Below are 14429 nucleotides of genomic sequence, written 5' to 3' on the forward strand. Positions count from 1 at the left end.
GCTTATTTCGCTTCCTTTTTCATTTCTTCTAGTTCTTCTTTAGTGAAAAGGTATTTCTCATTACAGAAGTGACAATGAGCTTCCGCTTGGCCGTCTTCCTCAATCATCGCATCAATTTCAGCTTTACCTAATCCAATAATTGCATTGCCAAATCGATCCTTCGAGCAGTTACACGCAAATTGCACAGGCATCTTTTCTAATATCTTTACCTGTTCTTTTCCGAATAACTCCGCTAAAATCGCCTCAGGTGTTAACCCTTGTTCAATTAACTTTGAAACTGGCGGAATGGTCTTTAACCGTTCCTCCACTTGTGAAATAACAGATTCAGGGGTTCCAGGCATTAATTGAAAAATAAACCCGCCCGCTGCTAAGATTGTATCGTCCGGATTAACCAACACACCGACCCCAACAGAAGATGGTACCTGTTCAGAGGTTGCAAAATAATACGTAAAGTCCTCACCCAATTCTCCAGACACAAGAGGGACCTGCCCAGAGAAGAAATCACGTAGGCCGATATCCTTCACAACGGCTAACATCCCGTCTGTTCCGACTGCGCGGCGGACATCAAGCTTTCCATTCTCATTGGATTCAAAATCAACCTCTGGATTTGTTACATATCCACGGACTTCTCCTTTCGCATTGCTGTCAACTACGATTGGACCGAGTGGACCTCCACCGTTAATTTTTATGGTAAGCTTATCCTCGCCCTTAAGCATAGCCCCCATCATGACCCCTGCGGTCATCGTGCGGCCAAGTGCTGCTGATGCTGTTCTCCACGTTTGATGACGCTCTTGCGCCTCACGAATGGTTTCGGTTGTTCTTACTGCATATGCTCGTATATTTCCCTCAAAGGCTAATGCCTTAACTAAATAATCACTCATGGTAAAACTCCCTTCTACGCTGCTAATTCTTAGGTTATCCCATATTACGCTTATAGATAAGCTGCAATCCTTTTAAAGTTAAAAATGGATCAACAATATCGATAATTGTTGATTCTTGGGCAATTAAGTTAGCCAAGCCGCCTGTTGCAATGACAGTCGGCTTCTTGCCACTTTGCTCCATCATTCGTTTGACAATGCCTTCTACTTGACCTACATATCCATAAACAATACCTGCCTGCATCGCTGCTACCGTATTTTTACCGATAACCCCTTCAGGTCGAGCAATTTCAATTCGAGGCAGTTTTGCAGCTCTTGAGTATAATGCTTCCGTAGAAATACCTACCCCAGGAGCAATAGCCCCTCCCATATATTGACGCTCTTCATTTACATAACAATAGGTAGTGGCTGTACCAAAATCAACGATAATCAGCGGGCTTCCGTATTCATAGATCGCTGCCACTGCATTTACAATTCGGTCTGCTCCCACTTCTCTTGGGTTTTCATATTTAATATTGAGTCCCGTCTTAATCCCAGGTCCTACAACTAGCGGCTTAATATGGAAATACTTCTGGCACATCCTTTCTAGTGCAAACATGATAGGTGGCACAACAGAAGAAATAATAATACCGTCAATATCGGTAAAAGATAGACCAGAATGATCAAATAATGCTTTTATATTCATACCAAATTCGTCTTCTGTACGATTTCGGTTTGTCTCTATCCGCCAATGATATTTCAGTTCATCTCCTTGATAAACACCTAATACGATATTTGTATTTCCTACATCAAATACGAAAATCAAATCTATCACTCACTTTACCGATTTTTCTTTTCTTTACTCGGAAACATCATACCATAAATAGTATATGAAGAAAAAAAGAGTGCTTCCGCGAAGCACTCTTTCGTAGTTTACTTATAATCGATATCATCAGGAGGAGTATCTAAAAAGGACTTTTCTTCTTTAGGTGCTTCTTCCTTTTTCGTGCTGATGTTTACCTTCACATCTTTCTTCGGTCCAATCTTCACAGCATCTAAGTGAAGAGAAGGATCTGGCATATGACCATGTTCAACCAAGTATTTGATTTGTTCAGCAACAAGTGTTTCCACTTCAAGTAGAGTCTTAGCAATCAAGTCAAGCTTATCACGATTCTCAGTAAGAATCTTTCTTGCTCTTTCATAACACTCTTTAATAATTCTTTGGATTTCAAGATCGATTTCGTAAGCAATCGCATCCGAGTAATTTTGCTCATTATGGATGTCACGGCCTAAGAATACTTGACCGCCTTGACCTTGGCCAAACTGAAGTGGCCCAAGTTTATCACTCATACCATATTCAGTTACCATTTTACGAGCAATACTGGTCGCACGTTGGAAGTCATTATGCGCACCCGTACTTACTTCTCCAAAAACAATTTCCTCAGCGACACGTCCACCTAATAGACCAACAATTTTATCAAGTAATTCAGGTTTAGTCATAAAGTAACGGTCTTCTCTTGGAAGCATGACAGCATATCCACCAGCTTGCCCACGCGGTACGATTGTAACCTTGTGAACCATATCCGCTTCATCAAGTACTAACCCAATAACCGTATGACCACCTTCGTGGAAAGCAACAATATTACGTTCTTTTTCTGAAATAACCCTGCTCTTCTTAGCCGGGCCTGCAATCACTCGGTCTGTTGCTTCATCGATATCTTCCATATCGATTTTCTTCTTACTGCTACGGGCTGCAACAAGCGCTGCCTCATTCAATAAGTTTTCTAAATCGGCACCTGAAAAACCAGGTGTACGCATAGCAATATTCTTTAAGTTAACTGATTCATCTAACGGCTTATTACGAGCATGTACTTTAAGAACTGCTTCACGACCCACTACATCTGGGCGGTCAACCGTGATTTGACGGTCAAAGCGTCCTGGACGTAATAATGCTGGGTCAAGGATATCTGCACGGTTGGTTGCGGCAATAATGATAATTCCTTCATTTGCTCCGAAACCATCCATTTCAACTAATAGCTGATTCAAGGTTTGTTCACGTTCGTCATGTCCACCGCCAAGTCCGGCTCCACGCTGACGTCCAACAGCATCAATTTCATCAATGAAAATGATACATGGTGCATTTTTCTTTGCATTTTCGAATAAGTCACGTACACGGGAAGCACCAACCCCAACAAACATTTCAACGAAGTCAGAACCACTTATTGAAAAGAAAGGGACTCCTGCTTCACCAGCAGTTGCTCTTGCTAACAATGTTTTACCCGTTCCTGGAGGTCCTACTAATAGAACACCTTTTGGAATTCTGGCGCCAAGCTCAGCAAATTTGCGAGGGTCTTTTAGGAATTCAACGACCTCCACTAATTCTGCCTTTTCCTCATCTGCACCAGCTACATCTCTAAAACGAACCTTTTTCTTATCATCATTATAAAGCTTAGCCTTACTTTTCCCAAAGTTCATTACTCGGCTTCCGCCGCCTTGAGCTTGGTTTAATAAGAAGAAGAATAAAATAAAGATAATCACAAACGGAATAATGGAAGTAAAGAAGGTAACCCAGCCGCTTGTTTCTTTAGCCGGCATCACTTCTACATCTTTTCCTGACTTATCTATCCGGTCAAGAATCTTCTCACTGTTAGGTACGTAAGTGATAAACTTCTTACTTGCTTTATCCTCGCCTCGAACTTCGAAAACACCTCGTTCAGGCTGCATAGAGAAAGATTTCACTTCCCCATTTTCGAGCTTTGTAACAAACTTATCATACGTTAAACGAGTCGTAGTCTCATTGCTTCCGTTAAAGAAGCTAACTACACCAATAATGACTAAAAATATCAATAAATAAAAGATGGTATTACGGAAAATCCGATTCATCTCTTACCTCCTCCCGCGGGTAAAAACTATATTAAATAGTATCATAGAAAATCTTACTAATTCAAGGAATTACTCTCAATTCTACCGGGTGTTGAAAGCCCATCGTTGAAGGGTTTATGATTCCATTTTCAATGAAATTTATTGATTATTGCTATATACTTCCGGTTTTAAAACCCCAATATATGGGAGATTCCGGTATTTCTCAATATAATCCAATCCATATCCAACAACAAACTCGTCTGGAACAATAAATCCTACATAGTCTGCTTGGATCGAACTCTTTCTGCCTGTTGGCTTATCAAGCAGAGTAACAATTTTGATTGATTTTGCTTTTCTGTATCGGAATAAATCTACTAAGTAGCTGAGAGTTAAACCACTATCAATGATATCCTCAATAATTAATATGTCTCTTCCTTCTACAGAAGTATCTAAATCCTTAAGAATTTTTACTTCACCTGAAGAAACAAAGGCGCTACCATAGCTGGATACATCCATAAAGTCCATTTCTAGATAACAGTCCATCCGCTTCAATAAATCAGCCATAAAAGGCATTGCTCCTTTTAAAACACCGATTGCTAGCGGAAAACGGTCCTTATATTCTTCAGTTAACTGTGTAGCCAACTCTTTAATTTTTTCTTGAATTTCTTCTTCTGAAACTAACACCTTTTCAATATCCTGATTCATCATAAAATGTGCCCCCTAGAAGATTGTTACTTATTGTATGTGAGTAGTATATATTGCTTAGCGTTGTAATCTATACCTTCAAATGAAGATTTTTTTAAACCTGGAAGCCAGAGAATACAATCTTCACTATCGGTTATTACAGGCCAAATATCCCTATCCTGTACAGGAACCTTTTGATCAATAAAAATATCCTTTATTTTTTTTGATCCGTGCATTCCCTTTAATGTCATTCGATCACCATTTTTCCTTGTTCGGATAACAAGCGGCCATTTGATTACATCCGCATGAAACAAAGCAGTGTATGGATGATGTAATTCAGGTATTTCCCCGTCTAAATAATCGATTCGAATATTCCCGCCATTTGGCAGCATAACCATTCCTGGTTCTTCGATTTCAATCTGAAAAGGCATAGCCATAGGCGAGTCAAATTGAAACGACAATAGATGGTAAGATCGAATAACTTTTAAACCATTTGGGAAATCAAGTTTACCTGAAGGCTCGCGGTGATGAATGATTGAAAATACTTGGTCGATATGTACGGCAGAAAGAGAAGCAGGCTTATCTTTGTAAAGATAGTTTAATATTAGTTGAATACCTCTCCTTTGTAAAGGTAAAGGCATTTCAAGAAATGTTTTTATGTCAATAGTAATTTTGCCCTTTTCTCTTTTTGTCATTACGGAATCCAACTGTTTTTTTGTTAATTCCAGAAGGAAGGCTTCATCACCCTGTAATTCCTCGCTAAATCGCTGGAAATGCTCATGAACATGATTGTTTTCCTCCTTTAAAAAAGGAAGAACCTGTTTGCGAAATCGGTTTCTACTATAGATACTTTTCAAGTTACTAGGGTCTAACCTCGGTTTTAATAAATGTTTTTTACAGTAGTACTCAATTTCATCCTTTGTCACTGAAAGGAACGGACGAAAGATAAATCCTTTTCCAAACGTGCGGCTAAATGGAATCCCGGCTCTTGCCATTCCAGAACTGCCTCTAGTTAAGCGCATGAGAATGGTTTCAATTTGGTCATCTCCGTGATGGCCAAGGGCCAAATAGTGGAAACCATACTTCTCCATTATTTCAGAGTAAAATTGATACCTCACTTCTCTTGCCGCTACTTGAGAACTCTTTCCTGTAGCCTCCATTATTTTCGTTACATTGATTTGTCTCATTTCAAACGGAATAGCGTATTCTTGACAGATACTTTTTACAAACATGGCGTCCTCATAAGACTCCGCACCACGGAACATATGATCCACATGGGCGACAACGATGGATAGGTTTTTCCTGTCTTTATGAGAATGCAGATAATGAAGTAGTGCCAGGGAATCAGGACCACCTGAGACTCCAACGACGATCTGTTTGTTATCTAATTGAAACGAGTGGCGATTAAGAAAATCCTCAATCTTTGTTTCTAACATAGTATGGCACTCTTTCCTTAAAACAAAGTATTTACAAAAATAATTTTAGAATACAAATAGCTTACCACTAACCATAAATAACTATCAAAAATTAGGCATTATAAATGTAGGATTACTTTCTTAATACGTTTGTAATAAAAAAAGGTTTCAACTATTTAAAGTAATTTATCGAATGTGTACCAAGCATAGAAAGCACCTAAAAGGACTGCTATGATTAAAAACTCAAGCCACCCGCTTTTTTTCTTCTTTTTTCGGTAAGTTTGCCTTGTTACTTGCTTTTGATTCTTTGTTAATCCCCCTTTTATCTGGTTTGAGGAAGAGGGAGTAGACATGGATGATTTCAAAGGAGGAGTTTCTGTTTTTTTATCAGTCATATGCTCTAAAAGATCCGCACGCATCTCTCTAGCATTATTGTATTGTCCTTGAAGGGCACGCAGGATTATTTTTTCATATTTGGTTAACTCCGGCTTTTGTCGGATCGCATCTTTTAACTGCTGTATTCCTCCAGTTGTTTTAGTAAATCGTTTTGGATATGCGGTATTAATCATGATCATAGCTACGGCAAACAAGTCATAGGAAGGTTCTGCCTTCCTCGATCCTAACCCCCAGTAGCCTCGGTCATAAAACTCCGTAAATTCCTTAATGGCTCTCCCTTGAATGGTGGTACCACCCACATCGATACACCTTATTTTCGGAGGCGGGCCAGTAACAATTAGATTTTCAGGTTTTAAATCGCCAAATACCCATCCATTTTCATGAAGTGTACCTAAATCCTTAAGCAGCTGAATAAATAATACCGTTGACCAAGACTTGCCCTTTTCTCGTATAAAAGTAAGGAGATCGGGACCTTGGATATATTCCATAACATAAAAGGAAATTCGTGCACGAGGGCTTTGCCAATCATCGACATCAAGTAAAGAAGGCCCGAGGGGTGATCCCTGGACCTTTGCAAAGGATTTTAATACATTTACCTCAGAGGTAATCGACATACCATTGTCACTCATTTTTAAAGCTACTTGAGTGTTTTTATGCTTCGCAAGGTAGACGACCCCATTTGCTCCAAATCCTAGCTCTTTTATAATGGTATAGTTATTTGAATGCCATTTCCCTGAAATGACTGTCCCGGGGCTAACCTTACATTGATTCTTCAAAGTATGATTCATCATCACGTGAAAGCAGGCTCCTTAAAGATTGTTTTTGATTAAACGCTGAAATAGCAGTCCTTAATGCAGGTCCTGTTGGTGTAATCCCTCCTGTCGAAAGTTGAGAGAACACACTTGTCAATGATTGCATCTTTGGTGTCCAGTCAAGCAGTTTTTCGACATCATTCTTTTTCCCGGGAAATACATAAACAGAGAACTGATTCTCTCCAGAGCGGGCATTTAAGCTTAGAGAAAGGTCAAAAAGCGCCTCTTTTACCATTGGCAGTTTATGTTTCATACTCGCGCTGGTATCGACAAGAATCAACACATCTAATTCGACAGTTTCTCCTAATTCATCAACAATCTCCATCACTTCTCCTCGTTTTTCCGGAGGCAGGTCTTCCATGGTTTGTGAGCGGCCAAGGATTTGCTTTAATTGACTGTTCACAACTCCTTGAATGGTTTGATTCATGGCTTTACGAGTAACCATTTGTACAGTTTGAGAAAGAGCCTGTGCATAGACTATTTGGCTGACTCCTCCACCTGATAATGCAATTCCTTCAATTTCTGTCATACCTTTTTCATCGATAATATCCTGTTCAACAACACCAATGACATTTACCGTAATGCCTTGTTCTTTCGCAAGAGCAGCCATAGCAATTGGATCTTCACCTTGATTAGAGCACCCATCTGTTATCAATAGGATCTGGCGGATTTTCCCTGTGTACATAACCTTCTCCCTCCATAAACGTATTGGTACCATTTTCGACGGGTTCAGGTTGATTTATACATAGTTTCCTAGGTATCGGGCAAAATAATCAGTTTAATGTGTAGGCATGTACACAGGGTTTTATTAAATGTCCTGTTGATTTCCGCTCCAGGCGCTTCGCTTTCCGCGGGCGTGCCGGGGAGCCTCCTCGTCGCTTGTGCTCCTGTGGGGTCTCCCCTGCCCGGTACTCCCGCAGGAGTCTTCGCGCCTTCCGCTCCAATCAACAGGGTATAAAAATTCAACCATGACCATTCACACTACCTTTTTCATAAAAATAGCCTACGCATTTTTTTTGTATACAGGGATGGATGCCCACTTTGGTGTGTTATGCTTTATTTTTGCGACTGTTACCGTCATATCATCCTCTATCAATCCAGATCTTGATCGAATAACCTCCTCCATGATTAAGTCAGCAACTTCTTGCGGGTCATCTGTCTGTAATTCTTGAACTTTTCTCTTCATCCATAAATCATAATTCTCCACATGCTTCGGGCCTTCAAACACCCCGTCACTCATCATAATTAGTAAGTCTCCTGCCTTAAGCTGCTCACTTACCACATCCACATCAAACTCTTGGATAATTCCCATTGGCAAATTGCTTGCCTGTATTTTGATAATCTTATTTCCTCTCTTAATAAAGCTCGGTGTCGATCCAATCTTTAAGAACTTAGCTGAGGCATTTTTAAGGTCAATCATCGCTAAATCCAAGGTTGAAAATATTTCATCCGTTGTTCGAAGTGAGAGTATTGAATTCACCGATTTAATTGCTACCTTTTCTTCAATTCCGGATTGGAGAATTTTTTGTAGTAACTGCAGTGTTTCTTTACTCTCATAATGAGCTCTTTCACCATTTCCCATTCCATCACTGATGGCAATGGCATACTTACCTAAACCTAGTTCAATCGTTGAATAGCTGTCACCTGATACCAATCCGCCATCCTTAGCGGCATGAGCCACTCCTGTTTCAACCGTATAGGCTTTTGATGAACGAAACGTTACATGACAGAAGCCACTTGGATAGGATGCACATTCCTCCTTGTTCACTACAATTGTTTCCCCAAGAATATCGGATAACATCGGAGCAATTAACTTTTCACATTCACCATGACCATTGCAAAACGGGACAGACATCTCAATATCCACATTCCCTTGTTCAAGGCTATAAATTTCTACTTGTTCGATGTGGATACCGAAATCCTGAAGCGCTTCCATAATTTGCTCTTCCTGCTTATGATGATTTTCCCTTTCCCTTTGGATTTCTTTTGCAAAGTTCTCCATTACTTCAGACACACCTAACAATTGGTCGGCAACCAGCTTGCGACTTTCCTGGACTTGTTTCTTTAATTTTTGATTAGCTTGAAAGAAAGTTAATTCCTGACCAATTGTTTCGAATACTTTTTTCGAACGTGTGCAATGCTTGTCCCACTCTCTTGATAATCTTGGAGAGACATTCCCATCATTCTGATCCATTTCGTGAATAATTTCTTCCATGTAAGCATAGGTTGTATTAAAATTCTTTGCCCAGCATTGTTCCTTTTTAAAACAAGTTTGACAGGTTCTTTCTGTTACATTGCTCATAAAGTAATCCATTTCTCTGTCATTTTCATTATCATCAGGCTGCACTTCCATTTGAGAAAAGCTCTTTGATAAGGCATGAAATACACTGGAAAATTGCGAAACCCTCTGTGCCGTTACATCTCGCATTTTCCTCATATATTTTTGCTGTTCGGCTGTATATTCTGGCGTCCCAGGTATATACTTGGCTAATCTAGAAGTGAAGGCTTGCGGTGTTATGAGGAATAAGAAAATAGCCGCCGTGGATTCTAACACCGTTAAGAGGATGGACCCTCCTCCCTCCCCATACATACCAATTAATAGAGTCGCAATTATTAAGCCTGCGGATACACCTATTTTTTTCCCTTCTTTTAGCAGTCCGCCCAACACACCTGAAAAAGCAAGCAAGCTCATATGATAGAAGCTAGATACACTTGCAAGGCTAAAAATCAAGCCTGTTACGACACCAACCGTCGAGCCAACCGTGGCCCCGGCAATAAAGGAAAACACTAATACCAAATATCTCGACATAATATGCTCAATCGACAAATCATAAACCTTCCAGCCAATCGTTCCGGTCATAATGGAAGCCAACATAATGATTAAGCACACAATTTCTTCTGTTTTTAATAATTGCCTACGTTTATTTAAGGTTAATAGAGGAATGCTTTGTAAAAAAATGAGTGTCAAAATAAATGAAAGACTAGCTTGTACCCCTACCATCATTAAGTCATATACGGTTAGTTGTTTCGTTAAGATGAATGCTTCTGCTAGTTTCCCTAGCCCTAAAATAATCCCGACAAAGAAAGGCATGGCTTTCATTTCATTTGTCAGCCATTTTCTGCTGATTCGAAAAATAGCGAGAAAGAGAATGGTGACTATAAAGGTAAAAGCGGCATTCGCTAATGAGATGGTAGCTGCCCCTACAGTCAGTCCGATAAGGGCAAGCGGTGCCCGATCCCTTTTAATTAAGTACACAGAAGCAAAGAAGGGAAGACAGAATGGGGTTAACTTCGCCAATATTAAAGCTCGGCCAAGTAAAAAGCCGACGATTAGTAAGAGGAAACCCTTTTTTATAAAAAAGGACTCGAGCATGAATTGAACTTTCTTTAGTCCCCTCCCTACATCCCATTTTGACGAATGAAGGTTGACTTCTCTGATTGGTTCTATGAAACTTGCATTTGTCTTTTCCATAAATCACACTCCCTATTCTTTCATCGTTCAGATAATTATAAAATTAATAGGGTTAGAAGTTTGTCAAAATAGTGAACGAATGAAAATAATCGTTCGACGGTTTTCACCGTAATTAATCAATTAATGCAATTAAGGAAAGTTGCCTGGTTTGCACAACAAAAAAAGACAAGTCGTTTGACTTGTCTTTGATTTATCATAATCGGCGATATTTACCTGATCGAATATATAAATAAGCAGCTAAGTTAGCCCCGTTTAGCGCCTCTTCCTCCACGCTTGGATTCCGTGTGCCGTTTTAAGGAAGTTAAACGATCCTCACTCTCTTTTAAGAACTTCGCCATTTTCGTTTCAAAATTCTCAGGTCTAGCATTATTCCGATCATTTGCTCTACCCTGATGACGAGGACGTTGTGATTGGGATCTTTGTTGCGGTTCTGGTCTATCTTTTGCCTTTTTTATAGATAGGCCAATTTTTCCATCTTTCTCAACATTAAGGACTTTTACTTCAACTTGGTCGCCTACTTTTAAATGATCGTTAATATCTTTCACATAATTATCAGCAACCTCACTGATGTGTACGAGTCCTGTTGAGCCTTCTGGCAGCTCCACAAATGCTCCGAACTTTGTAATCCCTGTTACCTTTCCTTGTAACTTGCTGCCTACTTCAATTGACATAAAAAGAATGTTCCTCCTTAAAAATATAAAAAATCAATCTTACCCTATATTATACAAAAGGGGAAAAATCAGTGTCAATAAGACACCAGATTGGTTAATTTTCTTTCTTATCTTCAGGAATATTAAAAATGATTTCATTCTTTTCTGAGAAAAAATATTCTTTTCTGGCTAGTTTCGCAATATAATCATCGTCGTTTAATTTGACGATATCCTCTTTAAGGATATCCTGCTGTTTTTTCAAATCCGCAAGCTGTTGATCTAGCTGTTTCTTTTGTGCTATTTTCGCTTCGAGTTTAGCAGATTGGGAAATAGTACTGGAAATCATGAAGTATGATAGTAAACTGGCAAAAACGATAAACATCGCTAGTCTTCTTATTAAAAGTTTTCTTTTCCTCGCTGAGGCAATTTCTGCATATTCTTGTTGTTGCACATAGGTTGACTGGATTCTTGATACATTTCGTTTCGGCTCCGCTCCCATTTCCCGTCCCTCCTTACTCTTTTCTCTTCTTCCACTTATTTATAAAGGTATTAATATAATTCTTGATTCCCGTTAAATTTCCTGCCGTTTTATTATATAACTTCTCGACGCTTTTTTTAATACTTTTCGGCAAAAGTTTCCAAAAAAGTAATATAATTTTTTGCACTGGAAAGATAACAATTTTAAAAATAAATAATACAACTTTAAATATAAATTTGACAAGGGTGGTTATACCCCTGCCAATCGCTATAATAATGGCAATAACTAGCTGAATCAGTCCTAGGATCGGTTTAAAAATGAGGAGCCTGAAGGTTTTTTTCAAGAAGTTAATCGTTGCAATAACCGTCTGAATAACTACCTCCAACAACTTTAAATAGACCCCTTTAAACAAGCTTTGATAAGCGGCAAATCCACATAGAAGTGCGATAAAGATATAAAAACGCAATTCTCCATTATTCACCATAAATAACGTATAAAAAATGAGCAATGCCTGGATGATCCAAAATAATAAATCATTAATAAAAACAATCCATTGCTTCCTTTTTGGCCGATTCAAAAACCGCTGATACGTATCAAACATGGCGCCAAATACAGACCCCATTCCTATCATAGAAAGCATGGTTAGAAATTGCGTGGAAAGCGTCATCGAAACAACTTGCTAAAGAATCCTTTAGCCTTCTCCCCATGCTGTTCGTCCAGGTAAACTAAATCAAAGATTTTCCCTTTAATTGAAACAATGCCCTTTTCAACATCAAGATTTTTCATTTGTAGATTTTGCCCTTTAATAGCTAAAAAACCCATCGATGTTTCTAACAGGAATTCCTCATTATCAAAGCTTTCAACTTGTTTAACGCCCGTAATATCAAGGAGTTTTCTCCCTCTCATAACGACATCATGATCAGGAACACTACTCTTCGATGGATTGGTTTCATAATATTGACTCATCATTCATCCCTCACAATCATTTGTACAACCCTTTGTACATTTCTATGTGAAGAATGAATGAAATAGAACATTGGAATTAGAAGCTATCCGTAGAACCCAGCCTCTCTTCTTTTATAATCGTATACATCTCCGCTGCGTCTTCCTTCCGCGTTGTATCTTGTATGCGATCGATTCGAGCAGTAACTACACGTTGCCCAAGACGAATCGTTAATTCATCACCTACTTTTACAGTTGAGCTTGCTTTTGCTTCCTTCCCATTAATTTCAATTCTACCTTGATCAGATACCTCTTTTGCTAAAGTCCTTCTCTTAATTAATCGAGATACTTTTAAAAACTTATCTAAACGCATATGTGAATCCTCCTCCGTTATAATCCTTTATCTTTTGCATCGTCCCAATACTTATCAAGCTGTTCTAGCGTGTGCTCCTCAAAAGCTCTGCCGCTCTCCTTCACATTCTCTTCAACGTATTGGAAACGGCGGATGAACTTTTCATTCGTTTCAAAAAGTGCTTCTTCAGGATGTATTTTCAAAAATCGAGCTACGTTAACAAAGGCAAACAATATATCTCCAAATTCCTTTTTTGCCAGCTCTAATCCATCATCCGTTCCATTTAATTCATGAATAAATTCATCTAGCTCTTCTTTCACTTTCTCTAAAGCAGGTGTAATTTCCTGCCAATCAAACCCTACTTTTGCCGCTTTCTTTTGTAATTCATAGGCTCTTAATAAATTCGGCTGGGACTTTGACACTCCCTCTAATAAGGAAGATGGGGATTTCCCCTTTTCCTGCTCCTTGATTGCCTGCCAATTTTGTACTACTTCCTCTGCATTTTCGGCTTTTCCATTCCCGAACACATGAGGATGGCGGCGAATCATTTTGGCTGATAGCCCCTCAATCACGTCATCAACCGAGAAATATCCATCATCCTCACCAATCTGGGCATGAAGCATTACCTGCAGCAAGACATCACCCAGTTCCTCAATTAAATGGTCAATGTCCCCGCTATCAATGGCTTCTATAACTTCATAGGTTTCTTCGATTAAATATCTTTTTAACGATTCATGTGTTTGTTTCTTATCCCAAGGGCAGCCATCTGGTCCTCTTAAAATAGCAATAATATCTCTTAGCTTAGAGAAATTCTTATAGAGAATCTCTTCTTCCACAACAGGTGGAACATATACGGAAGTAAGGTTATTGATTGATACATTTCGGTCTAGCTCATAAAGTGGTACTTTCTCAATAACCTCATCTTTACTGCCTGCTGCTGTAACAATAAAGACCTCGTAATCATCCGGTAATTTTTCCATTAATGTTAATTTAACATTGGAAGCAATAAATTGATCGTACACCTGGCTGATAAAAATGTGCTGCTCTAATTGCAGTTGTTCCACATGCAATGCATTTCCATCCAGCAATTGAAATCCTTCAATTGGATCAATTTTTAAGGAAGCAAACAAAGCATCAATAAAACTTTGTCCTCCGCCAATGTTTATTTCAACCTGGTTCTTCGGTCCATATTGTAAAAGAAGCTGAACGGTCCGTTCTGCAACAAGCGGATGTCCTGGCACGGCATAGACAACGGTCTCATGTTCAGCTTTTTGCAATAACGTCTGCACAATTTCCTCATAAACCGCTTCAAACTGATCATGTTTTTCATAGATCGAATCAAAAGAGAAGTACGTCATTCCTTCTTTTTCTAAATCCTGCACAACGGGATGCTCTTTTGTCCTTAAATATAAATGACTTGAACCCAATAATTTTTTATATACTCCAACCGGAAGCTGTTCTAAATCTCCCGCTCCCAATCCAAGAACTTCAATTCTTTTCACCATGATT

General features: G+C 39.1%; 14 protein-coding genes. All 14 read right to left on the reverse strand.

All coding sequences use genetic code 11. The annotated features are described in order from the left end of the window. Positions 1 to 2: 2 nt before the first annotated feature. Positions 3 to 881: an Hsp33 family molecular chaperone HslO gene (gene hslO, locus AA0X95_RS01975; RefSeq protein ID WP_413304759.1), complete on the reverse strand. Its 879-nt coding sequence runs from the start codon at positions 879 to 881 to the stop codon at positions 3 to 5. A gap of 34 nt (positions 882 to 915) precedes the next feature. Further along, positions 916 to 1683: a type III pantothenate kinase gene (locus tag AA0X95_RS01980; protein ID WP_307282924.1), complete on the reverse strand. Its 768-nt coding sequence runs from the start codon at positions 1681 to 1683 to the stop codon at positions 916 to 918. 107 nt (positions 1684 to 1790) lie between these two features. Continuing rightward, entirely contained in the window at positions 1791 to 3740 is a 1950-nt protein-coding gene (gene ftsH / locus AA0X95_RS01985) for an ATP-dependent zinc metalloprotease FtsH (RefSeq protein WP_413304763.1), read from the reverse strand. A gap of 138 nt (positions 3741 to 3878) precedes the next feature. After that, complete coding sequence (gene hpt / locus AA0X95_RS01990; RefSeq protein ID WP_309857061.1) at positions 3879 to 4427, reverse strand: hypoxanthine phosphoribosyltransferase; 549 nt, start codon at positions 4425 to 4427, stop codon at positions 3879 to 3881. A gap of 23 nt (positions 4428 to 4450) precedes the next feature. Then, the gene (tilS, locus tag AA0X95_RS01995; RefSeq protein ID WP_413304767.1) at positions 4451 to 5839 is read right to left on the reverse strand and encodes a tRNA lysidine(34) synthetase TilS; all 1389 of its coding nucleotides are present in this window, start codon (positions 5837 to 5839) and stop codon (positions 4451 to 4453) included. A gap of 155 nt (positions 5840 to 5994) precedes the next feature. Continuing rightward, on the reverse strand, positions 5995 to 7005 hold the full coding sequence (locus tag AA0X95_RS02000) for a serine/threonine protein kinase (protein ID WP_413309807.1): 1011 nt from the start codon (positions 7003 to 7005) through the stop codon (positions 5995 to 5997). Continuing rightward, on the reverse strand, positions 6974 to 7711 hold the full coding sequence (locus AA0X95_RS02005) for a VWA domain-containing protein (protein ID WP_413304770.1): 738 nt from the start codon (positions 7709 to 7711) through the stop codon (positions 6974 to 6976). The genes AA0X95_RS02000 and AA0X95_RS02005 overlap by 32 nt, the downstream gene beginning before the upstream one ends. A 318-nt stretch (positions 7712 to 8029) precedes the next feature. After that, positions 8030 to 10498 carry a stage II sporulation protein E gene (gene spoIIE / locus AA0X95_RS02010; RefSeq protein ID WP_413304773.1) on the reverse strand — a complete coding sequence of 823 codons (2469 nt, stop codon included), beginning with the start codon at positions 10496 to 10498 and terminating at the stop codon, positions 8030 to 8032. 242 nt (positions 10499 to 10740) lie between these two features. Further along, a complete protein-coding gene (locus AA0X95_RS02015) occupies positions 10741 to 11169 on the reverse strand; it encodes a S1 domain-containing RNA-binding protein (RefSeq protein WP_413304776.1) in 429 nt (142 codons plus the stop codon). A gap of 94 nt (positions 11170 to 11263) precedes the next feature. Next, positions 11264 to 11647 (reverse strand): FtsB family cell division protein, encoded by a 384-nt coding sequence (locus AA0X95_RS02020; protein ID WP_413304779.1) that lies wholly within the window; start codon positions 11645 to 11647, stop codon positions 11264 to 11266. A gap of 13 nt (positions 11648 to 11660) precedes the next feature. Next, positions 11661 to 12293, reverse strand: coding sequence for a spore cortex biosynthesis protein YabQ (yabQ, locus tag AA0X95_RS02025; RefSeq protein ID WP_413304782.1), 633 nt, complete (start codon positions 12291 to 12293; stop codon positions 11661 to 11663). Next, the gene (gene yabP, locus AA0X95_RS02030) at positions 12290 to 12592 is read right to left on the reverse strand and encodes a sporulation protein YabP (protein ID WP_309867585.1); all 303 of its coding nucleotides are present in this window, start codon (positions 12590 to 12592) and stop codon (positions 12290 to 12292) included. The genes yabQ and yabP overlap by 4 nt, the downstream gene beginning before the upstream one ends. Before the next feature lie 76 nt (positions 12593 to 12668). Beyond that, positions 12669 to 12941 (reverse strand): RNA-binding S4 domain-containing protein, encoded by a 273-nt coding sequence (locus AA0X95_RS02035; protein ID WP_413304784.1) that lies wholly within the window; start codon positions 12939 to 12941, stop codon positions 12669 to 12671. A 17-nt stretch (positions 12942 to 12958) separates the two neighbouring features. Continuing rightward, complete coding sequence (mazG, locus tag AA0X95_RS02040; RefSeq protein WP_413304787.1) at positions 12959 to 14425, reverse strand: nucleoside triphosphate pyrophosphohydrolase; 1467 nt, start codon at positions 14423 to 14425, stop codon at positions 12959 to 12961. Positions 14426 to 14429 lie beyond the last annotated feature (4 nt).

It is taken from the genome of Neobacillus phoenicis (assembly GCF_047302305.1).
Classification (GTDB): domain Bacteria; phylum Bacillota; class Bacilli; order Bacillales; family Cytobacillaceae; genus Neobacillus.

What these genes read in the sequence shown, in the direction of transcription:
- hslO (WP_413304759.1), bottom strand. Translation starts at nt 881, where the DNA reads ATGAGTGATTATTTAGTTAAGGCATTAGCCTTTGAGGGAAATATACGA.
- ftsH (WP_413304763.1), bottom strand. Translation starts at nt 3,740, where the DNA reads ATGAATCGGATTTTCCGTAATACCATCTTTTATTTATTGATATTTTTA.
- hpt (WP_309857061.1), bottom strand. Translation starts at nt 4,427, where the DNA reads ATGATGAATCAGGATATTGAAAAGGTGTTAGTTTCAGAAGAAGAAATT.
- tilS (WP_413304767.1), bottom strand. Translation starts at nt 5,839, where the DNA reads ATGTTAGAAACAAAGATTGAGGATTTTCTTAATCGCCACTCGTTTCAA.
- AA0X95_RS02000 (WP_413309807.1), bottom strand. Translation starts at nt 7,005, where the DNA reads ATGATGAATCATACTTTGAAGAATCAATGTAAGGTTAGCCCCGGGACA.
- AA0X95_RS02005 (WP_413304770.1), bottom strand. Translation starts at nt 7,711, where the DNA reads ATGTACACAGGGAAAATCCGCCAGATCCTATTGATAACAGATGGGTGC.
- spoIIE (WP_413304773.1), bottom strand. Translation starts at nt 10,498, where the DNA reads ATGGAAAAGACAAATGCAAGTTTCATAGAACCAATCAGAGAAGTCAAC.
- AA0X95_RS02015 (WP_413304776.1), bottom strand. Translation starts at nt 11,169, where the DNA reads ATGTCAATTGAAGTAGGCAGCAAGTTACAAGGAAAGGTAACAGGGATT.
- AA0X95_RS02020 (WP_413304779.1), bottom strand. Translation starts at nt 11,647, where the DNA reads ATGGGAGCGGAGCCGAAACGAAATGTATCAAGAATCCAGTCAACCTAT.
- yabQ (WP_413304782.1), bottom strand. Translation starts at nt 12,293, where the DNA reads ATGACGCTTTCCACGCAATTTCTAACCATGCTTTCTATGATAGGAATG.
- yabP (WP_309867585.1), bottom strand. Translation starts at nt 12,592, where the DNA reads ATGAGTCAATATTATGAAACCAATCCATCGAAGAGTAGTGTTCCTGAT.
- AA0X95_RS02035 (WP_413304784.1), bottom strand. Translation starts at nt 12,941, where the DNA reads ATGCGTTTAGATAAGTTTTTAAAAGTATCTCGATTAATTAAGAGAAGG.
- mazG (WP_413304787.1), bottom strand. Translation starts at nt 14,425, where the DNA reads ATGGTGAAAAGAATTGAAGTTCTTGGATTGGGAGCGGGAGATTTAGAA.